The organism is Embleya sp. NPDC050154, assembly GCF_044460165.1.
Taxonomy (GTDB): Bacteria; Actinomycetota; Actinomycetes; order Streptomycetales; family Streptomycetaceae; genus Embleya.
In genome coordinates this window covers 13296-36894 of sequence record NZ_JBITJP010000035.1, presented here as the reverse complement: position 1 = coordinate 36894, position 23599 = coordinate 13296, and the positions used below count along the sequence as shown (strand labels likewise).

Here is a 23599-nt window from a genome sequence, read left to right as displayed (position 1 = left end):
CCGGACCAGCCCGTTCCCCGTGGTGTGCCGGCGCGCCCTGGTCGACCGGACACCCGTCACATCGGAGTCAGTTGATGATCCTTCAGGGAAAGCGGGTCGCCCTGCCCGCGGTGCCCGTCGTGCACAGGCGGTTCGAGGCGCACGCGCGGGCCACGCCGGACGAGGTCGCCGTCTTCTGCGCCGGACGGCAGGTGACGTACGCGGAACTGGACGCGAAGGCCAACCGGTTCGCGCACTTCCTCACCGCGCGCGGACACGGCCCGGGTGCGAAGGTCGGCGTCTGCCTGGACTACTCGATCGACATCGTGGTCGCCATCCTCGGCACGCTGAAGGCGGGCGCGGCCTACGTTCCGTTCGACCCGGCGTACCCGGCGGCGCGGTTGCGACTGTTGCTGGGGCAGGTCCCCGACCTCGCCTTGATCGTGGCCTCCCCGGCCACGGCCGAACTGGTCGAGTCGGCGGCCGTCGAGGTGCTCGTCCTCGAGGAGTTGTCCGAGCACCTCGACACGCTTCCCACGACCGGTCCCGACGTCCCGGTCACCGGGGACGACGTGTGTTACGCGGTCTTCACGTCCGGGTCGACCGGTACGCCGAAGCTGACCGCGGTGCGGCACGAGGGCTGGTTCAACCTGCTGAACTGGCTGATGATCGAGTACGGTCTGCACTCCGGGTCGAACAACCTGGTCGTCAGCGCGTTCGGGTTCGACCTCTCGCAACGCAGCCTGATGATGCCGCTGTTCTGTGGTGCCACCCAGTACCTGATGGCGAGCCGCAACTTCGACGCCGCGATGGCCTACGGCATGCTGAACCGGCACGAGATCCGCACGGTGCACTGCGCCTCCAGCACGCTGTACCTGCTGGTGGACTGGGAGACCGCACGCGGCGGCGACGCGCTCACCCGGCTGGACTACGTGCTCTTCGGCGGCGAGCCGCTGCACGCGGAACGGCTCACCGACTGGGCGGGGCGCGCCGGGAACACGTGCACCCTCCTGCACCAGTACGGCGTCGCCGAGTGCACGGACGTCGCGTCGTCGTACGACCTCGCCGACTACCGGCCCGGCGAACACGAGATCGCACCGGTGGGCAGACCGGCGTACAACACCGATCTCCACCTCGTCGACGAGGACATGCGCGGTGTCGGGGCGGGGGAGTACGGCGAGATCTGCATTTCGGGAACCAGCGTCGGCGCCGGCTACCTCAACGGCACGGGTCCCGAATCCGAGCGATTCACCACGATCGTGGTCGACGGCGAGCCGCGCAGGCTGTACCGCACCGGCGACCGCGGTCGGGTGAACGAGGCCGGGGACCTGGTCGTCGCCGGCCGGATGGACGCGCAGGTGAAGGTGCGGGGCATGCGTATCGACCCCACCGACATCGAGCGCGCGCTCGGTCGGCTGGCCGGGGTCCGGCAGGCGGCGGTGGTGACCAGGTATACCGACTCCGGCGAGGCCGAGTTGATCGCGTTCATCGTTCCGACGGGCGACGATCTCGCCGAGAACGACGTGCGCGCCCGCCTGCTGGAGACGCTGCCGCGGAACATGGTTCCGGTCGGGTTCGTCAACATCCCGCGGATCCCGCTCAGTCCGCACGGGAAAGTGGACCGGGCGGCGCTGCTCGACGCGTGCCGGAACCGGTACGCCGACAGCGGCACTTCGGCATAGTCGACGGACCTTGATGACACAACGGAGAGGACTGTGATGATTGCCGAGCGGGTGCACGCCATCTGGTGCCGGGAACTCCGGCGCGACGACATATCCGTCGACGACGATTTCTTCGCCCTGGGCGGCCAGTCGGTGATCATGGCCAGGATCCAGGGAGCCTTCATCGAGGAACTGGGCGTCGAGGTCCCGGCGGACCGGATGTACCTCAACCCGACGGTGGCGTCGATCTCCGCGTACATCGAATCCCTGGGTGCGATATCCCAGTAGCGTCGGGTGACCACACCGGGCGGACCGGTCGTGGGGAGGAGGCGGTGCGACTGGCGGACACGCCGGCTGTGTCGGGCCGAGTAGCGTACGGGGAGTGTTCCGCAGGGCGTACGCACGAGTACTGTGATGGCGCCATCGGGGTCATTGCAGCTTGCCATGGCACATCATGTGCGCCATGATGGCGCCATCGATGTCGGCCCGTTCGTGATGAGAAGGACAGCCATGCCTGTTTTCGATACGCCCAAGTCGATCTCGGTCACGATCGAACTCCACGTCGGCGACGTGCAGATCACCGCCGAAGACCGGACCGACACCGTCGTCGAGGTACGGCCGAGCGACGTGAGCGATGCCTCGGATGTGAAGGCCGCCAAGGAGACGACCGTCGAGTACGCGGACGGCGTACTGGTGGTCAAGGGCCCGAAGCCGCTCGCGGGACTGGACCTCTCCCGGAAGACCCGTTCGGTGGACGTCACGATCGCGCTGCCCGTCGGCTCGCACGTACACGGCAAGGCGGCACTGGGAGAGTTGCGCTCCTCCGGTCGCCTGGGGGAGTGCGCGTACAAGACCTCCACCGCGATCGTCCACCTCGACCACGTCGGCCCGTTGCGCCTGAACTCGGCGGGCCACATCACCGTCGGCCGGGTCGACGGCGACGCCGAGGTCGGCACCTCCATCGGACGGATCCGGATCGGCGAGATCGACGGTTCGATCAAGGCCAAGAACTCCAACGGCGACACCGAGATCGGCACGGTCACCGGCGACGTCCAGGTCCGCAACTCCAACGGCGACATCTCCATCGACCACGCCTCGGGGTCCAGGACCGACGCCAAGACCTCCAACGGCAACATCCGTATCGCGGAGGTCAGTCGCGGCGAGGTCGTGCTCAAGACCGGTTCCGGTGACCTGGAGGTCGGCATCGGCGGGGACCGCCCGGCGAAGCTGGATGTGGCCACCGGATACGGGCGGGTGAACAACATGCTGGAGCAGGTCGCCGCGTCGTCCGAGGAAGGCATCGAGGTGCGGGCGCACTCCTCCTACGGAGACATCACGATCCACCGCGCCTGACGAACGACTCTCGTCGAAGGGACGGCGGGTACGACGCGACGCGCGGGACGGGGCGGCCCTTCGTCAAGTCTTCCCCGGCCGTCGACGGGATGCGGACCGCACACGCATCCCGTCGGTAACGGGTGGGTGCGCGGTCGGCCGGCCGGGTTCGGTTGGTGCTCGTTCGCGGCGGCTACTGCACCCAGCCGCTGAACTGCTGCTTGCCGCGGTGGGATCGCCTGCTGTTGGACAGGGCCGCGGCGGAGGCTCGGACCATCCACGTGTTGACCGAGATGCCCTGCCGGGACGCCGCCTTCTCGATCTCGTCCTTCATCTCCTGCGGAGGCCGAAAATTGATCCGGGCCGTGGCGCCGCCCCTGGCCGTACCGGTCGACCAGTCGCCCGCCGCGTCGTCGGTCTCCTCCGCGGCGCCTTCCCCCGCGCCGTTGCCCGAGGGCGCCGTCACCACGAAACTGGGTTCCATCCCCCGCAGGCGCAGGTCCACCGAGCCGGGCGCCAGGTCGCGGGTGATCTCGTCGGCCGCGGCCGACAAAACCTTGAGCAACGTGAGCCGGACGGCCGACTCCAGCGGAGCGACGAGTCGCTCGGCAACCGCGCGGGTCTCGGCATCCCCTGCCGCGGAGGCCGTGACCAGCTCGTCGCGCAGCGCCTCGACGTACTCCCGTAGTTCCATGGAATCATGATGGCACGTTGATTGCGCCGCGCGGCGCCTGCCTGGCCCGGTAGTTTTCCGCGGCCCTCGCGTCCGGGTGAACACGGCGTTTCGATGGGCCGGTGGTCATCGTTCGCATTTCTGCGGGCCGCCGGATGAGGGTGGTTCGAGTGGCCTGTGGCCATGGTCGACGGTGATGGCGCCATCATGGCACCGTGGCATTCGCGTACAGCGAGCGCAAGCACGCGGTCTCGGGTGCCCGGTGGTCAGGACGGGCAGTATTCGGCGCTCAGAATCGCCAGGCCGGTCTCTCCTCCCCAGTCACTGTTGTAGTTGATCGCGATCTGCCGGCGGCCGTCCTCGGTGGTGGCGACCAGGGAGGTCGACCCCGCGGTGCCTCCGTCGTGGTACCACAGGGTCGTACCGCAGCCCAGCGTGAACCGTTCGATGCCCAGTCCGTAGGACGCGCCGGGGAAGTCGGGATTGTCGACGGTGGTCATCATCGCCTCGAGCTGCCGCGACGGCAGCAGTCTCCCGCGCATCAGGGCCCGGTAGAACACGTTCAGATCCTCGGCGTCGGCGATGATGTCGCCGTTGCCCCAGGTCTGGGACCCGTTCATCGCGGTGACGTCCTCGATCCGATCCGGCTGCGACCTGAAGAGTTTGGAGTAGGCGCGGCTGCTCGGCCGGGGCAGGTGGACGCTGTCGCCGGGGTGGGACGTCGCCCTCAGCCCCAGTGGTTCGATGATGCGATCGCGCACCTCGTCCTCGTACGACCTGCCGCCGACCCTCTCGACGATCAGCGCGGCCAGGACGTCGTTCGTGCCGGAGAACGAGTGTCTGGCGCCGGGCGCGAACAGCGGTGCGTGGGAGAAGGCCACCGCCACGCGCTTCTCGGGCGTCAGGGTGTCATAGCGGTGCCGGAGGAAGCCGTCGCCCTCCAGGTACGTCTCGCCGTACTCCTTGTCGGCAAGGTAGTCGAACAGGCCGGTGGTGTGGTTGAGAAGCTGCCGAACGGTGATCGTGCGGCCGTCGTTGCCGTTGCCTCGCACCAAGCCGGGTAGATGGCGCTCCACGGCGTCGTCGAGAGCGAGTCTTCGCTCCGCCTCCATCTGGAGCAGGACGGTCGCCACGAAGGTGTCGGTGATGTTGCCGATGCGGAACCGGTCGTTCCTGCCGCGCGGCGCACCCGTCCTCAGGTTGCCCACGCCCGATGTCGCCTTCCAGACCCGGTCGCCGTCTCGCGCCTGGGCGGTGATGCCGGGAACACCGGCCCGCACGGCCGCGTCCATCGCGCGCTGCGTCGCCCGGTGGTCGCCGGGCGGGCAGGACGCGTCCCGCGACGCCTGGGCGGAACCGGTGAAGGCGGTGGCCGCCATCAGGACCGCCGCCACGCCGATCGCGGCGGCCCTGGATCTCTTGCGTAACGTCATTGCGCGCTCCTGGGAGTCGTCCGTACTCGGCCGTGTGCCGTACCCGCGCGGTCCGTCGGCGGCAGCGTAGATCACCCGTGTCGCGCGTGGGGTGCATGCGGGCGGTCGCGCGGACGACGACAGGCCGTCGCCCACTCGTGCCGGGATCAGGGGCCCGGGGGACGGCGTTCGGCCGGGAAGTCGGCGATCCTGTCGCCCTTGTGACCCTCGGCGGTCGAGTCCTACGGTGGCGTCGGCATTCCGGGCCGGCTGTGGATGCCGGGTGTCCCGTCGACGGGACGACGTCGAACGGCGAGCCTCGCACCCGGCCGGAGATTTCCGATTCCGAGTCGCCGCGTGACGGGTTATGGCGTCGCCCGGGCCGACGATTTCCAATTCGAAGTCACTTCGTGACGGCCATCCCGACAATTTCCTTTTCGAGTCGCGAGAATGGGCCCGCGCTGCCGGGTCGTTTCTCCCGTGGGCCCGGACGGTTAGCATCACATTCGTGCTCGGCAGCGGTTTTCCGCCCGCTGCGTCGCCGGCGCGCTCGATCACCGCGAATTATCCGACCGCTGCCGCATTGTGATCCAATTACCAATCGGTAAGAGAGGCGCCATGTACGACGTCATTGTCATCGGTGCCCGTTGTGCGGGTTCGCCGGCGGCCATGTTGTTCGCCCGGCAGGGCTATCGCGTCCTGCTCCTGGAGAAAGCGCGCTTCCCACAGGACACGCTGTCCTCGCACTACATCCACCAGCCGGGCGTGGCGCTGCTGGAACGATGGGGGCTGCTCGACGCACTCCGCGACGCGGGCTGCCGGCCGATCGACCACCAGAGCTACGAGGCGCCCGGTGTGCGGCTGGACGGCTTCTCCCTGCCGGTCGACGGCCAACGGACCACGTACGCCCCGAGGCGGTATGTGCTCGACCCGATCCTCGCCGGCGCCGCCGTGGCGGCCGGCGTGGAGTTCCGGGAGTCCTGCTCGGTCACCGATCTGGTGTTCGCCGACGATCGGGTCGTCGGGGTGCGGTACACGACGCCCGGCGGCGCCGAGGCGAGCGAGCGGGCGCGGCTGGTCGTCGGCGCGGACGGCATGCGCTCGCTGGTGGCCCGCAAGGTCGGCGCACCGAACGTCGTCGAGCACCCCCGGATGACCTGCACCTACTACAGCTACTGGGCGGACGTTCCCGCGCACTTCGAGCTGTACGAACGGCAGGGGCGCTGGATCGGTGTCATCCCCACCAACGACGACCTCACGCTGATCATGACCTACTTCCCGCAGGACGAGTTCTCCGACGTCCGAACCGCGGTGGAGCCCGCCTACCTCGAAGCCGTGCGTTCGACGGCTCCCCGGTTGTCCGAGCGGATGTCGGCGGGCCGGCGGGTGGAGCAGTTGTACGGCACCGGCCATCAGGAGAACTTCTTCCGGAAGGCGTTCGGGCCCGGTTGGGCGCTGCTCGGGGACGCGGTGCACCACAAGGACTCCATCACCGCCCGCGGCATCACCGACGCCTTCGTCCAGGCCCAGTCGCTCACCGACCACATCGGTCAGCGGTTGCACGACGACGCGGCGCTCGAACAGGCGCTGGAGCGTTACGAGGAAGACCTGGACGAGACCTTCTCCGGCTTCTACCAGGGCGCGCTCAACGTGGCCGAGTTGAAGCCCGAGGGGCGGGCCGAGTTGCTGCGCAACCTGGTCGGTCACCAGGAGCTGATCGATCGGTACTTCTCGACGCTGTCGGGTGCCATTTCCATCGACGACTTCTACAACACCGACCTCTTGACGGTGCTCGATCAGAGCTGAGTGACGGCTCGCTCCCTCGTGGTCCTGCCGATTTGGAGAAACAATGATCCCGTTGTCGTTCGCGCAGCGTCGGCTGTGGTTCGTGGACCGGTTCGAAGGCCCTTCGCCGACCTACAACGGCGCGTCCGCCCTGCGACTGACCGGTGAATTGAGCGTGGGTGCGCTGGAGTCGGCGCTCCACGATGTCATCGACAGGCACGAGGCCCTTCGCACGGTGATCGTCGAGGACGACGACGGCGTTCCGCACCAACAGGTGCTGCCATCCGGTCGCAAGCCGTTCGACCTGCCGGTCGTCGAGGTCGCGGCGGAGGAGCAACGGGCGGCGGCGATCGACGAGGTGGCCACCGCGACCTTCGATCTGGCCGCCGACGCGCCGATTTGTGCCCGGCTGATCCGGTGCGGACCGCGTGACCACACCCTGGTGCTGGTGGTGCACCACATCGCCGTGGACGGGGAGTCCTTCGGACCGCTGTTCCGCGATCTCGCCACGGCCTACGCGGCCCGCCGGGAGGGCAGGGCCCCGGCGTGGGAGCCGCTCGCGGTGCAGTACGCGGACTACACGCTGTGGCAGCGGGACGTGCTCGGTGACGAGTCCGATCCGGACAGCCTGGCGGCCAGGCAACTGGCCTACTGGCGCGAAGCGTTGGCCGACCTGGCACAGCCGCTGGCGATACCCACCGATCGCCCGCGTCCGAAGGCGATGAGCCGCCGCGGCGATCGGGTCCCGTTCTCGATCGACCCCGACCTGCTCCGGTCCGTGGAAAAGGTGGCGGCGCAAGCGGACACCACGGTCTCGATGGTCATGCATTCCGCGTTGGGTGTCCTCCTGTACCACCTCGGCTGTGGGGACGACGTCCCCATCGGCGCGCCGATCGCGGGGCGGACGGACGAGGAACTGCGGGACCTCGTCGGGTTCTTCGTCAACACCTGGGTACTGCGCGTCGACCTCTCCGGGAACCCGACCTTCCGCGAACTGCTCCGGCGGGTGCGGGACCGGTCCCTCGCCGCGTACGACAACCAGGACATGCCGTTCGAGCGGTTGGTGGAGCTGCTGAACCCGGACCGGTCCACCGCCTACGACCCGTTCTTCCAGGTGATGCTCTCCTGGCAGCCGCCCGTACCGGATCTGGAACTGCCGGGCTTCGAGGTCCGGGCCGAGCGGCTCGAGACGGGAACCGCCAAGTTCGACCTGTTCTTCGACATGATCCCGAACGGCTCGGGCGGGGCGGCGTGCCGTCTGGAGTACGCCACCGACCTGTTCGACCGGGAGACGGTCGAGGGCATCGCGAACCGGTTCGTCCGCGTGCTGAGCCGGCTCGTCGCCGACTCGGAACGCGGGATCGGCGGCCTCGACGTGCTCGACAACGCCGAGCGGGACCGGTTGCTCACCCGCTACAACGACACCGCCGCGACGGTGTCCGAATCAACCATCCCGGAACTGTTCGAACGCCGGGCGGCCGGGACGCCGGATGCCCCGGCGATCGTCTGCGCCGACCGCACGCTGACCTACCGGGAACTCGACGACCGGGCCAACGGCGTCGCGTGGGAACTGATCCGGCGTGGTGCCGGTCCGGAGGACCTGGTGGTGCTGGCGTTGCCGCGCACCGAGGACCTGGTGGTCGGCCTGCTCGGGATCCTCAAGTCCGGTGCCGCCTACCTGCCGATGGACCCGCAGTATCTCGGCGGGCGGGCGGAGAGCGTGCTGGCCGAGGCGGCTCCGCGTTTCGCGGTCACCGACACCGGGACATGGCGGAACCTGCCGCGCAACGACATCTCGACCGTCGACCTCGACCTGCGCGCGGAATGGGACTCGCCCGAGGGGGCGCCGGACGACGCGAGCCGGATCTCGCCGTTGGGTCCGGACAACCTGGCGTACGTGATGTACACCTCCGGCTCCACGGGCAAGCCGAAGGGCGCCGCGATCACGCATCGCAACGTCGTCAACGGAGTGCGGGAACTGGTGCGCGTGCTGGACGCGCCGCCCGGGTGGCGGATGCTCGCCGGTACCTCGGTGAACTTCGACGTCTCGGTCTTCGAACTGCTGTCCACGCTGTCCACCGGCGGCACGGCCGAGGTGGTGCCGAACGCACTGGCGCTCGGCGAACGGGACGGCTGGGACGGTCACGTGATCAGCGCGGTTCCCTCGGTGCTCGGGGAACTCGTGGGTCACCTGGGCAAGACGCCCGACGTGCGCACGGTGGTATTCGCGGGCGACCTGCTCCCGGCCCGGCTGGTGCGCCAGGTGCGCGAGGCGCTGCCCGGGGTGCAGGTGGTGAATTCCTACGGGCAGAGCGAGAGCTTCTACGCCACCACGTTCTCCCTCGCGGGGTCCGAGGAATGGGCGGAGAACGACGTTGTGCCGATCGGTACCCCCCTGGGGAACATGCGCGCCTACGTGCTGGGCCCGGGACTCGCCCCGGTGCCGCAGGGCGTGATCGGTGAGCTGTACGTGGTCGGGATCTGCCTGGGCCGCGGCTATCACGGCCTTCCGGGCCTGACCGCCGAGCGGTTCGTGGCGAACCCGTTCGGCCCCTCGGGCGAGCGGATGTACCGCACGGGCGACCTGGCCCGCTGGAACGCCCGTGGGCAACTGGAGTGCGTCGGCCGGGTCGACGGCCAGGTGAAGGTGCGCGGCTTCCGGATCGAAACCGCGGAGGTCGAGGCGGCGTGCGCGCTGTACCCCGGGATCAGCGAGGCGGTGGTGATCAGCCGGGAGGTGCCCTCGGGCGGGCGTCGGCTCGTCGCGTACGTGGTGCACGCCGGCGACGGAGCCGTCGGTGACGACGGCGCCGGTGGGATCGGCGATGTGGAACTCCTGGCCGGCGCCTCGGCCGCCGAACTGCGCAGGTTCGTCGCGGCACGGCTGCCCGACTACATGGTGCCGTCGGCGTTCGTGACGCTTGGCCGCATGCCGTATGGGCCGACCGGCAAGCTGGACCGCTCGGCGCTGCCCGAACCGGAGTTCGTGGGCGAGACCTACGTGGAGCCGCGCACCGAGGCCGAGGCGATCATCACCGCGGCGTACGCGGACGTGCTCGGTGTGGACCGGGTCGGGGTCGACGACGACTTCTTCGCGGTCGGTGGGGACAGTCTGCGGTCGCTGCAAGTGGTCGCGCGGACCCGGGCCCGGGGCCTGGACCTCACCACGCGGGAGATCTTCGAGTGCCGCACGGCGGGCCGGCTGGCCGAAGTGGCCTCGGCCCGCCGGGACCGCACGCCCGCGCTCGCCGAGGACGAGGGTGGCGGCATCGGCCCGATGCCATTGCAGCCGGTGGCGCGCCAGGTGTTCGAAAACGGCGGCGGGACGAACCGGTTCGCCATGGCGATGGCTCTGGAACTGCCGGCGGGCATCGACGCGAGCGGTCTGGCCGCGACGCTGGACGCCGTGCTCGAGCGGCACGACCTGCTGCGCGCGCGACTCGTGCGCGGCGACGAACCCTCGCTCGTCGTACGCCCGGTGGGCGCCGTACGGGCCGCGGATCTGATCCGCCGGGTTTCCTGTGCCGGCCGGTGGGACGAGCCGTCCTCGGTGGAGGCGGCGAAGGCGGAACTGGACGAGGCGACCGGGCGACTCGACCCGGAAGCCGGGACCATGGCGGACTTCGTCTGGTTCGCCCCCGAGTCGGGTGCGGGCCGGCTGCTCGTGGTCCTGCACCACCTGGTCGTGGACGGCGTCTCCCTGCGCATCCTCATGTCGGACTTCGCCGAGGCGTGGCAGCAGGTCCGGTCCGGCCGGACGCCCGAGTTGCCCGCGGTGGGGACCTCCGCCCGGCGCTGGGCGTCGGCGCTGCAGAGCGAGGCGCTCGCCCCCGAGCGCGAGGTGGAAGTGGCGTACTGGCGCGACCTGCTTGCCGCGCCGAACCCCCCGCTGGGCACGCGGGCGTTCGATCCGGCGGTGGATGTGATGTCCACGGTGGACAGCGTGCGCGTGCAGTTGCCCGCCGATGTCACCGACGCGGTGCTGACCAGGCTTCCCGCGGCGTACAGGGGCACCGGGACCGACGTGCTGCTCGCCGCGCTCGCTCTGGCGGTGAACCGGTGGCGCGGCAAGGAGGACTCGACCCTGGTCCGAATGGAGGGGCACGGTCGCGCGGAGGACCTCGTTCCCGGGGCCGACCTCTCCCGGACCGTCGGGTGGTTCACCAGCATGTACCCGGCCCGGATCGACGTGCGCGGGGTGGACGCGGCCGACGTGCTCGCGGGCGGACCCGCGGCCGGGAAGGCGATCAAGCTGGTCAAGGAGCAACTGCGTGGGATCCCGGACAAGGGCGTGGGTTACCAACTGCTGCGCTATCTGAACCCGGAGACCGCCCCGCAACTCGCCGAGCACCCGGCGCCGCAGATCGGATTCAACTACCTCGGCCGGATCTCCGACGCCGATGTGCCCGAACACCTGCGCGCGCACGGATGGGGACCGGCGTCGTGGTCCACCGAGTTGATCCCGGCTCCCGACCCGGACCTGCCCGCGCTGTCCGTGCTGGAGGTCGGCTCGGTCGCCACGGACACCGCCGACGGCACCCGGTTGCAGGCGGCCTTCATGTTCCCCACCGGGTTGCTCTCCCGCGAGCGTGTCCGCGAACTGGTCGACCTGTGGGTCGAGGTGCTGCACGGCATGGCCGGGCACGCCGCACAGCCGCGGACGGGCGGGCTCACGCCGTCGGACGCCCCGCTGGTTCCGGTGCGGCAGGACGAGATCGAGGCGTGGGAAGAGCGCTACGGCCGACTGACCCAGGTGTGGCCGCAGGCGCCGGGCCAGTCCGGGATCCAGTTCCAGGCCGCGATCGCCGACGGCTCCTTCGACGTCTACCACATGCAGTTCGTGCTGCACCTGTCCGGGCACGTGGACCCGGAGCGCATGCGGTCGGCCGGGCAGGCGCTGCTCGAGCGGTATCCGAACCTGCGCTCCGCGTTCCTGATCAGGGCCGGCGGCGATCCGGTGCAGGTCGTGGCGGAACACGTCGCCTTGCCCTGGCGGCACATCGAGCTGGGCGATCGCAGCGTGGCCGAGCAGGACGCGGTGCTCGACAACGTCCTCGCCGAGGATCGGGCCGACCGGCTGGACCCCACCCGGCCGCCGTTGTTCCGCCTGGCACTGCTCACCTGCGGGGCGCAGCGGGGCAAACTCGTCATCACCGCGCATCACACCGTGTTCGACGGCTGGTCGTCGCCGTTGGTGTTCAAGGATCTGATTCGGCTGTACTCCGGGACCCACGAACTTGCTCCGGTCCGGAGCTACGGTGACTACCTGGCCTGGCTGTCCACACGAGACCGGGCGGCCTCGGCCGAGCGGTGGAGGGCCGAGCTCGCCGGATTCGACCAGCCGACCCTGATGGCCCCGGATGCTCCCCTCCAGGAGAAGGCGGCGGCCCTGGGGCGGGTCGAGGTACCGCTGTCGATCGACCAGGGACGTGAACTCGCCGGGCGCGCCGCGGAACTCGGGGTCACGCTGAACACGCTCCTGCAGGGCGCGTGGGCGATCCTGCTCTCGAAGCTGACCGGGCGGCGGGACGTGGTGTTCGGCGCCGCGGTCAACGGCCGCCCGGCGGATCTCCCCGGCTCGGAAGAGATGGTCGGCCTGTTCATCAACACCCTGCCGACCAGGGTGTTCTGCCCGCCGGACCACAGCGTGGGCGACATCGTCACCGCATTGCAGGAGCGGCAGACCGCGCTGCTCGACCACCACTACTACGGGCTGGCCGACATCCAACGCGGCGTCGGACTGCCCGCCCTGTTCGACACGATCGTCGTGTTCGAGAACTACCCGGTCGACCGCGAGGGCATCGTCGACGCGAACACCGCGGCGGGGTTCACGATCGACGCCATCCGGCCGTTCGCGGGCTCGCACTACGCCCTGACCCTCAACGCGTCCGACCCCTACCTGAGGCTCTCCCTCGACTACCGCAACAACCTCTACGACCGGGAAGCGGCCCAGCTCATCGCGGCTCGGCTCGTTCGTGTGCTGGAGCAGGTGCTCGAGGACCCGACGGCGCCGGTCGGCGCCCTCGAGGTGCTGGTGCGGGACGAGCGGGACCGGCTGGTGCGGCGGGTCAACGACACGGCGCATCCGGTGGCCGCGGACACCCTGCCGGGCGCGTTCGAGGCCCAGGTGGCGCGCGAGCCCGACCGGGTGGCGCTGATCGGCGAGCACGAGACGCTGACGTACCGGGAGTTCAACCGGCGCGCCAATCAACTCGCGCATTGGCTGGTCGTGCAGGGCGCCGGTCCGGAACGCGCGGTCGCGGTGCGGATCCCTCGCTCGGTGGACCTGCTGGTGGCGCTCTACGCGGTGGTCAAGGCGGGTGCGGCCTACCTGCCGGTGGACGTCGACCTGCCCGAGGACCGGGTGCGGCACGTGCTGGACAGCGCCGAGCCGCTGCTGGTGCTCGACGGGGCGCTCCCGGACGTGTCCGGCTACCCGGTGGTGAATCCGGAGCGGACGTTGTCGCCGGACAACGCCGCGTACGTCATCTACACCTCCGGCTCCACCGGCGGCCCCAAGGGTGTGCTGGTGTCGCACCGCTCGATCATGAACCGATTGAAGTGGGGATTGGCGCACTTCGACGTCGGCGCCGAGGACCGGGTGCTGCTCAGCACCTCGGCGAGCTTCGACGTCTCGGTGCCCGAATTGTTCGCCCCCCTGCAGATCGGGGCGGCCGTGGTGATCGCGCGCCCGGACGGCCGCCGGGATCCGGCCTATCTGGCCGAGTTGATCCACCGGGAGCGGGTGACCGGCGCGGACTTCGTGCCCTCCCTGCTGGAGGCGTTCGTCGCCGAGCCCTCGGCCAAGCAGTGCACGAGCCTGCGCTGGATCGAGGTCGCGGGCGAGGCGTTCCCGGCCGCGCTGGCGAACAGGGCGGCGGAACTGCTGCCGGAGTGTGGTGTGCACAACCTCTACGGGCCCACCGAGGCGGCGGTGGAGGTCACCGCGTGGCAGCACGTGCCCGGCGCGGACCGGGTGCCGATCGGCGCACCGGTCTGGAACACCCGGGTGTACGTGCTGGACGCGGCGCTGCGCCCGGTCCCGCCCGGGGTCGCCGGCGAGTTGTACCTGGCCGGTGCCGGACTCGCCCGGGGCTACCTCGGGCAACCGGGCCTGACCGCACACCGCTTCGTCGCCTGCCCGTACGGAGCACCGGGAACCCGGATGTACCGCACCGGGGACCTGGTGCGGTGGAACGAGGACGACCGGGTCGAGTACCTCGGCCGTACCGACTTCCAGGTCAAGGTCCGCGGCTTCCGGATCGAGCTGAGCGAAGTGGAGGCGGCGCTGACCGCGCACCCGGACGTCGAGCACGCGGTGGTCGTGGTGCGCGAGGAGCGCTCCGGCGACCAGCGGTTGGTCGCGTACGTGGTGCCGGGCAACGGCAAGGCGGAACCGTTCGAGCCGGACCTCATCGGCCTGGCGGAGCTGGCCCGGGAGCGGTTGCCGGAGTACATGGTCCCCTCGGTGATCGTGCCGCTCGCCGAGTTCCCCGTGACATCGAGCGGGAAGCTCGACCGCAAGGCGCTGCCGGCACCCGACCACGCCGAGGTCGCCGCCGGGCGAGGGCCGCGCAACCACACCGAGGAAGTCCTGTGCCGACTGTTCGCCGAGCTGCTCGGGGTGGACGAGGTCGGCATCGACATCAACTTCTTCGAGCACGGTGGGCACTCGCTGCTGGCCACCCGGCTCACCGGCCGCATCCGCGGCGAGCTCAACGTCGACGTGAAGGTCACGACGGTGTTCCGCAATCCGACCGTTGCCCAGCTGGCGGAGCAGATCGAGAAGTTGGCCACATCGAAGCGCCCCCAGCTGCGACAGATGACCATAGAGGAGAAGCGTCGATGATCCCGTTGTCCTTTGCCCAGGGTCGGATGTGGTTCCTCCACCGCCTGGAAGGCCCCTCCGCGACCTATAACGTGCCGTTCGCGCTGCGCCTGGAAGGACGGCTGGACACCACGATCCTGGCCGCGGCCGTGACGGATGTCGCAACCCGGCACGAGAGCCTGCGCACCCTGGTCGTCGAGGACGCGGACGGTACGCCGGAGCAGCGGATCCTGTCTCCGGAGGAGGCCACCCTGCCCTTTCGGGTGGTCGACGTGGCCGCGGACGCGGTGGATGCCGCGCTGCACGAGTTCGCGCGCGAGCCGTTCGACCTGGTCACCGAACTTCCGTTGCGAACCAGTGTGTTCCGGATCACTCCGCAGGAGCACGTCCTGGTGTTCGTGTTCCACCACATCGCCGCGGACGGGGCGTCGATGGCGCCGTTCCTGCGGGACCTGATGTCGGCGTACGAGGCCCGCCATCGGGGGAGGCCGCCGGAGTGGGCACCGCTGGCGGTGCAGTACAAGGACTACACGCTGTGGCAGCGGCAGGTGCTGGGTGACGAAGCCGACCCGGAGAGCGTAGCCGCAGCGCAACTCGCTTACTGGAAAGACGAGTTGGCCGCAGTTCCGCAGCCCATGCAACTTCCGCTGGATCGGCCGCGGCCGACGGTGGCGAGCTATCGCGGCGGCGAAGTGCACTTCGAGCTGGCACCCGAGGTGTTGTCCGGGTTGCAGAAGCTGGCCGTGGACCACGGTGGCACGGCGCCGATGGTGGCCCAGGCCGCGCTGGCGGTGCTGCTGCACAAGCTGGGCGCGGGGGAGGATGTGACGATCGGCAGTCCGATCGAGGGGCGCGCCGATGAGCAACTCGACGACCTGATCGGGTTTTTCGTCAACACCTGGGTACTGCGCGCCGATCTGTCGCGGAACCCGACGTTCGGCGAGCTGTTGGAGCAGGTACGGGACAAGGCCCTCGCCGCGTACGACAACCAGGACATTCCGTTCGAACGGTTGGTGGAGCTGCTCAACCCGGATCGCTCCACCGCGTACCAGCCGTTGTTCCAGACGGTGCTGGGCTGGCAGTTCGTGTGGCCGGAGATCGAGATGCCGGGTCTGCGGGTCACCCCGGTCGGGGCGGGCACCGGTACCGCGAAGTTCGACCTGTTCTTCAACATCGTCCCGAAGGCGTCCGGGGGCGCGCTCGGGCTCCTGGAGTACGCGACGGACCTGTTCGAGCACGGCACGGCCGTGCGGATCGTCGACCGGTTCGTGCGCATCCTCGAGCAGGTGCTCGAGGACCCGACGCTGCCGGTCGGCGCCATCGAGGTGCTGTCGACACAGGAACGGGACTGGTTGATAGGGGAGGTCAACGACACGGCACATCCGGTGGTCGCGGACACCCTGCCGGGCGTGTTCGAGGCCCAGGTGGCGCGCGAGCCCGACCGGGTGGCGCTGATCGGCGAGCACGAGACGCTGTCCTACCGGGAGTTCAACCGGCGCGCCAATCAACTCGCGCATTGGCTGGTCGAGCAGGGCGCGGGTCCGGAGCGGCTGGTGGTGGTGCGGATCCCGCGTTCGGTGGATCTGCTGGTGGCGATCTACGCGGTGATCAAGACGGGCGCGGCCTATCTGCCGGTGGACACCGAACTGCCCGAGGACCGGGTGCGGTATCTGCTGGACACCGCGAGGCCGCTGCTGGTGCTCGAGGAAGAGCTTCCGGAGGTGTCCGGGTACTCGGAGGCCAACCCGCAGCGGTCGTTGTCGCCGGACAACCCCGCGTATGTCATCTACACCTCCGGGTCCACCGGTGCTCCCAAGGGTGTGCAGGTCTCGCATCGGTCGATCATGAACCTGATGGCGTGGCGCCTGGCCTACTTCGGGATCGGCGTCCGGGACCGGGTGCTGGTGAGCTCGTCGGCGAGCTTCGACGCCTCGGTGCCGGAGTCGTTCACGCCGTTGCTGGCCGGTGCGGCCGTGGTCATCGCGCGACCGGACGGGCGCCGGGATCCGGCGTATCTGGCCGAGTTGATCCGGCGGGAGGGGGTGACCGGCGCCTTCTTCGTTCCCTCGCTGCTGGAAGTGTTCGTCGCCGAGCCCTCGGCGGCGCGGTGCTCCGGGCTGCGCTGGGTGGAGGCGGGAGGTGAGGCGTTCCCCGCCGAGTTGGCCGACAAGGTCGCCGACCTGCTGCCGGGTTGTGCCGTGCACAACCTCTACGGCCCCACCGAGGTGGCGGTCGAGGTCACCGCGCGAGAGCACGTACCGGGTTCGGACCGGCTGCCGATCGGCGCGCCGATCTGGAACACCCGGGTGTACGTGCTGGACACGGAGCTGCGCCCGGTCGCGCCCGGGGTCGCCGGTGAGCTGTACCTGGCCGGCGTCGGGCTCGCCCGGGGCTACCTCGGGCAACCGGATCTGACCGCGCATCGGTTCGTCGCGTGCCCCTACGGTGTACCGGGAAGCAGGATGTACCGCACCGGGGACCTGGTGCGATGGAACCGGGACGGCCAGGTCGAATACCTCGGCCGCACCGACTTCCAGGTCAAGATCCGTGGTTTCCGGATCGAGCCGGGGGAGATCGAGCACGCGCTGGCGGGCCATCCCGGTGTGGCGCAGGCGGCGGTCGTGCTGCGGGAGAACGAGCAGGGCGAAAAGCAGCTCGTGGGATACGTGGTGCCCAGGCCGGATGCCGCGCCGGCCGATGCCGGCGCCCAGGTGGACGAGTGGCGTCACCTCTACGACGACAATTACGCCGGTTCCGGTGACGAGGTGTTGGGCGAGGACTTCGGAGGCTGGAACTCCAGCTACACCGGTGAGCCGATCCCGCTCGAGCAGATGCTGGAGTGGCAGGACGCGGCGGTCGCACAGGTGTTGCGGTACGCGCCGCGGCGGGTGCTGGAGATCGGCGTGGGTTCCGGTCTGCTCCTGGGGAAGATCGTCGGTGAAGTCGAGGAGTACTGGGGCACCGATATCTCGGCCACGGTGGTGGACCGGGTCCGGGCGCAGGCCGAACAGGCCGGATACGGCGACCGGGTCCGGTTGAGCGCCCAACCGGCCGACGACGTCTCCGGGCTGCCCCGGGGTCGGTTCGACACCGTCGTGCTCAACTCGGTGGTGCAGTACTTCCCGAGCATCGAGTACCTGGACCAGGTGCTCCGCCAGGTGATGGAACTCCTCGTGCCCGGCGGCCGCGTCATCGTCGGCGACGTCCGCAACGCCACGACCCGCCGCCTGCTGCTGACCGCCGTGCAATACGCCGAAAACCCCCACGCCTCCCATGAGGAGCTGCGCCGGCTGGTGGAGAAGGCGTTGCTCGCCGAGCAGGAGTTGGTGATCGCTCCGGAGTGGTTCACCGAGTGGGCGGGAGGCGATCCGGTCGCGGTCGACATCCGGTTGAAGCCCGGGCGGGCGCAGAACGAGCTGACCCGGCACCGCTACGAGGTCGTCCTGCACAAGCAACCGGCCGACGTCCTCGACCTGGCCGGCGTGCGGTCGGTGCCGTGGGGTGGGCAGTCGGCCGACCTGGCCGACCTGGCCCGCCACGCGGACCCGGCACAGGGCCCGGTACGGGTCAGCGGGATACCCAACGCGCGTCTGGTCGAGGAGGTCGCCGTGACCGTCGCGGCCGGTCTCCTGGACTCGGCGTCCCCGCCGGGAGCACCGGTGGATCCGCAGGATCTGCTCCGGTGGGCACGCGAGAACGGTCGGGACGCGATTCTCACCTGGTCGGGCGAGGACGCGCGCTGCTTCGAAGCGGTGCTGCTGCCCGAGCGGCAGATCCGACCGCGCACCGTCTCCGGCTCGTTCGTTCCCACCGGTGCGGGCGGGCGCATGTGGGCGAACGCCCCCGCACTGGCCAGATCGATCGGTGCGTTGCTCGTCGAACTGCCCGAATACCTGCGTGGGCGTCTCCCCGACTACATGCTGCCGACCGCGATCGTGCCGCTCTCGGCGCTACCGCTGACTCCGAGCGGAAAACTGAACCACCGGGCTCTGCCCGCGCCGGAATACGCGCGGGTATCGACCGGCCGGGCACCGCGCGGTCAACACGAGGAGGCCCTCGGCGCGCTGTTCGCGGAAGTGCTCGGCGTCGAGCGCGTCGGCGTCGACAACGACTTCTTCGCCAGTGGCGGGGACAGCATTCGCTCCATCCAGATCGTCGCGCGGGCCAGGGCCCGAGGCATCGACATCAACACACGGGAGATCTTCGAGCACCGCACGGTCGCTCGGCTCGCGGAACTGGTCGAAGGACGCGAAGAGGAACGCCTCACCTTGGCGGAACTGCCGGGTGGCGGCACGGGGTGGGCTCCGCTGCCCCCGACGGCGGAGCACGTGCTCGCGCTCGGCGGTGGCCTGTCCCGGCTCTGCATGACCGCGATGCTGACCCTGCCCGAGGACATCGATCGGGCCGGCCTGGTGGCGACGGTGCAGGCCGTGCTGGACCGGCACGACGTGTTGCGTTCGCGGCTCGATCGGGCGCGGTCGGGCCTGTGGATCGAATCGCCCGGCCGAGTGCACGCCGACACGCTGCTGCGGGAGGTCGCCGTGGGCGACACCGGCACCGCCGCGGACGCGGCCCTCGCCGAGCTGCACGCGGCGGCGGGTCGGCTGGATCCGGACGCGGGGGTGATGGCGCAGTTCGTGTGGTTCACCTCGCCCACGGACGCGGGCCGGTTGTTGATCGTGCTGCACCATCTGGTGGTCGACGGGGTCTCGTGGCGGATCCTGCTACCGGATCTGGTCGCGGCATGGGAGCGGGTCCGCGACGGTCGTGTGCCGGAACTCGCCGAGGTGGGGACCTCGTTGCGCCGCTGGGCACACGCGCTGGCCGACGAGGCGAACAACCCGGAGCGGGTGGCGGAACTGCCCCTGTGGCAGCGGATCCTGCGCGATGACGAGCCGGTGCTCGGCGCACGGAAGCCGGATCCGGCGCGGGATGTCGCCGCCACCGTGGACACGGTGCGCGTCCAGGTACCGGCACAGGTCACCGAGGCAGTGCTGAACACGGTGCCCGCGATCTTCGGGGGCGGCGTCGACGACGGGCTGCTGGCCGCTCTGGCGCTCGCGCTGGCCCACTGGCGTCGCACGCGGGGCGTGCCCGCCTCCTCGACGCTGGTCCGCCTGGAAGGGCACGGCCGGGAGGAGCAGGTGGTGCCCGGCGCGGACCTCTCGCGCACGATCGGGTGGTTCACCGCGATGTATCCGGTGCGGCTGGACCTGGCCGGCGTCGACGTGGCGGAAGCCTTCGCCGGCGGTCCGGCCGCCGGTCGGGCGATCAAGGCGGTCAAGGAGCAACTGCGGGCGGTTCCGGACAACGGGATCGGCTTCGGCCTGCTGCGCCGGCTCAACCCGGAGACCGCCGCCGCGCTGGCCGCGGAACGGGAACCGCAGATCGGGTTCAACTACCTCGGTCGGACTTCCGGCGCGGACATCCCCGAGGAACTGCGGGGCCTGGGTTGGGCACCGGACACCACACAGCCGGACCTGATCGCCGCGCCGGACGCGGACATGCCGGTGCTGTCGGCGCTGGAGATCAACGCGGTGGCCGCCGGCGCCCCCGACGGCGAGCGTTTGACCGCCTGGTTCGCCTTCCCCACCGGTGTGCTCTCCCGCGAGGAGGCGACCGAGTTGGCCGGGCTGTGGGTCGAGGCACTGACCGCCCTGGCCCGGCACGCCGCGAGCCCCGACGCGGGCGGGATGACCCCGACGGACGCGCCCCTGGTCGGGGTGAGCCAGGGGGAGATCGACGCCTGGGAGGCCCGATTCGGCCGGCTGGCCGAGGTGTGGCCGGTGACCCCGGCGCAGTCCGGGATCCTCTTCCACTCGATGCTGGCCGGATCCTCGTTCGACGCCTATCACGTGCAAATGGCGTTCCACCTGGCCGGTGCGGTGGACCCGGAGCGGATGCGCCGGGCCGGGCAGGCACTGCTGGAGCGTCACGCCAACCTCCGTGCGGCGTTCGTCAACCGATCCGACGGCGACTTCGTGCAGGTGGTGCCGGCGGCCGGGGTGACCCTGCCGTGGCAGCACCTCGACCTGACCGGGCGCGGCGAGGCGGAGCGAACCGAGGCGTTGGAGCAGTTCCTCGTCCGGGATCGGGCCGCCCACTTCGACGTGGAGAACCCGCCGCTGACGCGGCTGGCGCTGGTCGTGCTCGGGCCCGATCGGGCCGAACTCGTGCTGACCACCCACCACGCGCTCTACGACGGCTGGTCCACGCCCTTGCTGATGCGCGAACTGCTGCTGTTCTACGCGGCCGACGGCGACCGCGTCGAGCTGCCCGAAACGCGGAGCTACGGCGAGTTCCTGGCCTGGCGCGCACGGCAGGACCAGGACGAGGCGGCAAGGGCGTGGGCGGCCGAGTTCGATGGGGTCCAGGAGCCGACCCTGCTGGCTCCCGGCTCCAAGGGCGCGAGCGAAGACGGCCTCGACCAGGTCGAGTTCGCACTCCCCCTCGACTTGTCGAGCCGACTCAACCGGCGCGCGTCCGAGTTGGGCGTGACCATCAACACCGTGGTCCAGGCCGCCTGGGCGTTGTTGCTCGGCCAACTCACCGGCCGCCGGGATCTGGTGTTCGGCGCGACCGTCTCCGGGCGCCCGGCCGAGGTGACCGGGGTCGAGTCGATGGTCGGGATGTTCATCAACACCCTGCCCGTGCGTGTGGAGTACGCGCCCGGCGACACCCTCGCCGAGGTCGTCACCCGCCTTCAACACCGGCAGGCCGGCCTCCTGGAGCACCACCACTACAGCCTCACCCAGATCCAGGGTGTGGTGGGGTTGCAGACCCTCTTCGACACGCTGGTCGTCTTCGAGTCCTATCCGGTCGACCGGGAGGGCATCGGCGCCGCCACCGAGGCCGCGGACGGGATCGCCTTCCTCGGCATGCGCCCGTCCAACGGCACCCACTACCCCCTGGCGCTGATGGCGGCGGCCGATCCGGGCCTGGAGTTCCTCCTCCAGTACGCGCCCGGTGTCTTCGACCGGGACACGGTGCAGGTGTACGCGGACCGATTCGTGCGCGTCCTGGAACAACTCGCGGCCACGCCCGAGCTGAGGATCGCGCAGCTCGACGTCCTGGACCCGGCCGAACGCCACCGACTCCTCGTCGAGTTCAACGACACGGCCGTCCCGACCCCGGACGTCACGATCGCCGGGCTCGTGGAAGCACAGGCGACGCGGACCCCGGACGAGGTCGCCGTGGTCGCCGGGGGCGAGTCGCTCACGTACCGCGAGGTGAACGCCCGGGCCGACCGCCTGGCGCGCGAACTGGTCGACCGCGGCGTGGGCCCGGAAGCGTTGGTCGCGGTGTCGCTGCCGCGGACGGCGGACCTGGTGATCGCACTGCTCGCGGTCCTGAAGGCGGGCGGCGCGTATCTGCCGGTCGATCCCAGGTATCCCGGCCACCGCCTCGTCGCGATCCTCGAGGAGGCGCGGCCGCACCTGGTCGTGGCGCACTCCGCGACGGTCGCGGTGCTGCCCGAGCACGACGCCCCGGATCTGCTCCTCGACACACTCGAGCCTTCCCAGGACGCCCCGGATCTCGAACGTCGGATCCACGCCGAGCAGTTGGCATACGTGATGTACACCTCCGGCTCCACCGGCAAGCCCAAGGGCGTCGCCATCACGCACGCGAACGTGGTCAACGGCGTGCTGCGGCTCGCCGCGCGTGTGGGCATGGGGCCGGGCAAGCGGCTTCTCGCGGGCACGTCGATCAACTTCGACGTCTCGGCCTTCGAGATCTTTACGACCCTCGCCACCGGCGGCGTCGTCGACGTCGTCCAGGACGTCCTGGTCCTGGGCGACCGCGAGGGCTGGAGCGGCAGCGTCATCTCCACCGTGCCGTCCGCCTTCGCCGAACTCGTCGACGAGATCTCCGATCGCACCGCCGTGGAGACGGTCGTCTTCGCCGGCGAGGCCCTGCCCTCGTCGCTCGTGGAGAGGACCCGGGCCGCCTTCCCGGGAGTACGGATCGTCAACGCCTACGGGCAGAGCGAGTCGTTCTACGCCACCACCTGCGCCGTCGACGCGGATCCCCGGGGCCGGTCGGGCAGCGCGCCGGTGGGCACCCCCCTCGGCAACATGCGCACCTACGTCCTGGGCCCCGGCCTGGCTCCGGTGCCGCCGGGGGCGATCGGCGAGCTGTACGTCGGCGGGAACGTGGGCCGCGGCTACCACGGCCGCGGCGCGCCGACCGCCGAACGCTTCGTCGCCGACCCGTTCGGTCCGGCCGGCACACGCATGTACCGCACCGGTGACCTGGCCCGGGTCAACGGCAACGGCGAATTGGAATACGTGGGTCGCGGCGACACCCAGGTCAAGGTGCGCGGCTTCCGCGTCGAGCCCGCCGAGGTCGAGGCCGCGCTCACCGCACACCCCGCCGTCGCACAGGCCGCCGTGATCGCCCGTGACGGGCGCGGCGGCAACACCGGCAGGCGACTGGTCGCGTATGTCGTGCCCTCGGTCACCGACGACGGCACGACGTCCGAGGCCCCCTTGGGCCCGGATCCCAGGGACCTGCACGCTTTCGTCTCGGAGCGGCTGCCGGACTTCATGGTGCCGTCCGCCTTCGTCGTCCTCGACCGGTGGCCACTGGCCCCGAACGGCAAGCTGGACCGGGCCGCGCTGCCCGAGCCGGAGTACACCGGTGCCGCCTACCGGGCCCCCCGCACCGCCCGGGAACAAGCCCTGGCCGCGCTGTTCGCCGAGGTGCTCGGCGTGGACCGGGTCGGCCTCGACGACGGCTTCTTCGACCTGGGCGGGCACTCCCTGCTCGCCACCCGGCTGATCAGCCGCGCCCGCGCCGAACTGGGGATCGAGATCCCCATCCGCAAGATCTTCGACCTGCCGACCGTGTCCGCGCTCGCCGCGTGGTCGGAGGAATCGGCCGCTCCCCGTCGCCCCGGGCTGCGCAAGATGTTCGTAGAGGAGTAAAA

At 70.4% G+C, this 23599-nt stretch carries 8 protein-coding genes; 6 read left to right on the top strand and 2 right to left on the bottom strand.

What is annotated here, in order from left to right; translation table 11 throughout:
- Nucleotides 1-74 precede the first annotated feature (74 nt).
- The 3 genes from ACIBSV_RS44745 to ACIBSV_RS44735 all read left to right on the top strand — a co-directional run bounded on the left by ACIBSV_RS44745 (nucleotide 75) and on the right by ACIBSV_RS44735 (nucleotide 2993).
- Nucleotides 75-1661 carry an amino acid adenylation domain-containing protein gene (locus ACIBSV_RS44745; RefSeq protein WP_395873262.1) on the top strand — a complete coding sequence of 529 codons (1587 nt, stop codon included), beginning with the start codon at nucleotides 75-77 and terminating at the stop codon, nucleotides 1659-1661.
- 36 nt (nucleotides 1662-1697) lie between these two features.
- Complete coding sequence (locus ACIBSV_RS44740; protein WP_395873261.1) at nucleotides 1698-1928, top strand: acyl carrier protein; 231 nt, start codon at nucleotides 1698-1700, stop codon at nucleotides 1926-1928.
- A gap of 222 nt (nucleotides 1929-2150) precedes the next feature.
- The gene (locus ACIBSV_RS44735) at nucleotides 2151-2993 is read left to right on the top strand and encodes a DUF4097 family beta strand repeat-containing protein (protein WP_395873260.1); all 843 of its coding nucleotides are present in this window, start codon (nucleotides 2151-2153) and stop codon (nucleotides 2991-2993) included.
- A gap of 172 nt (nucleotides 2994-3165) precedes the next feature.
- Here ACIBSV_RS44735 and ACIBSV_RS44730 read toward each other — a convergent pair whose 3' ends face one another.
- The gene (locus ACIBSV_RS44730; protein WP_395873259.1) at nucleotides 3166-3666 is read right to left on the bottom strand and encodes a hypothetical protein; all 501 of its coding nucleotides are present in this window, start codon (nucleotides 3664-3666) and stop codon (nucleotides 3166-3168) included.
- Between the two features lie 245 nt (nucleotides 3667-3911).
- Nucleotides 3912-5078, bottom strand: coding sequence for a serine hydrolase domain-containing protein (locus tag ACIBSV_RS44725; RefSeq protein ID WP_395873258.1), 1167 nt, complete (start codon nucleotides 5076-5078; stop codon nucleotides 3912-3914).
- A gap of 597 nt (nucleotides 5079-5675) precedes the next feature.
- Between ACIBSV_RS44725 and ACIBSV_RS44720 the strand changes: the two genes are divergently transcribed.
- The 3 genes from ACIBSV_RS44720 to ACIBSV_RS44710 are packed head-to-tail and all read left to right on the top strand — an operon-like array spanning nucleotide 5676 to nucleotide 23597.
- A complete protein-coding gene (locus ACIBSV_RS44720) occupies nucleotides 5676-6863 on the top strand; it encodes an NAD(P)/FAD-dependent oxidoreductase (protein ID WP_395873257.1) in 1188 nt (395 codons plus the stop codon).
- A gap of 43 nt (nucleotides 6864-6906) precedes the next feature.
- A complete protein-coding gene (locus tag ACIBSV_RS44715) occupies nucleotides 6907-14691 on the top strand; it encodes an amino acid adenylation domain-containing protein (protein ID WP_395873256.1) in 7785 nt (2594 codons plus the stop codon).
- Nucleotides 14688-23597, top strand: coding sequence for an amino acid adenylation domain-containing protein (locus tag ACIBSV_RS44710; protein WP_395873255.1), 8910 nt, complete (start codon nucleotides 14688-14690; stop codon nucleotides 23595-23597). The genes ACIBSV_RS44715 and ACIBSV_RS44710 overlap by 4 nt, the downstream gene beginning before the upstream one ends.
- Nucleotides 23598-23599: the final 2 nt, after the last annotated feature.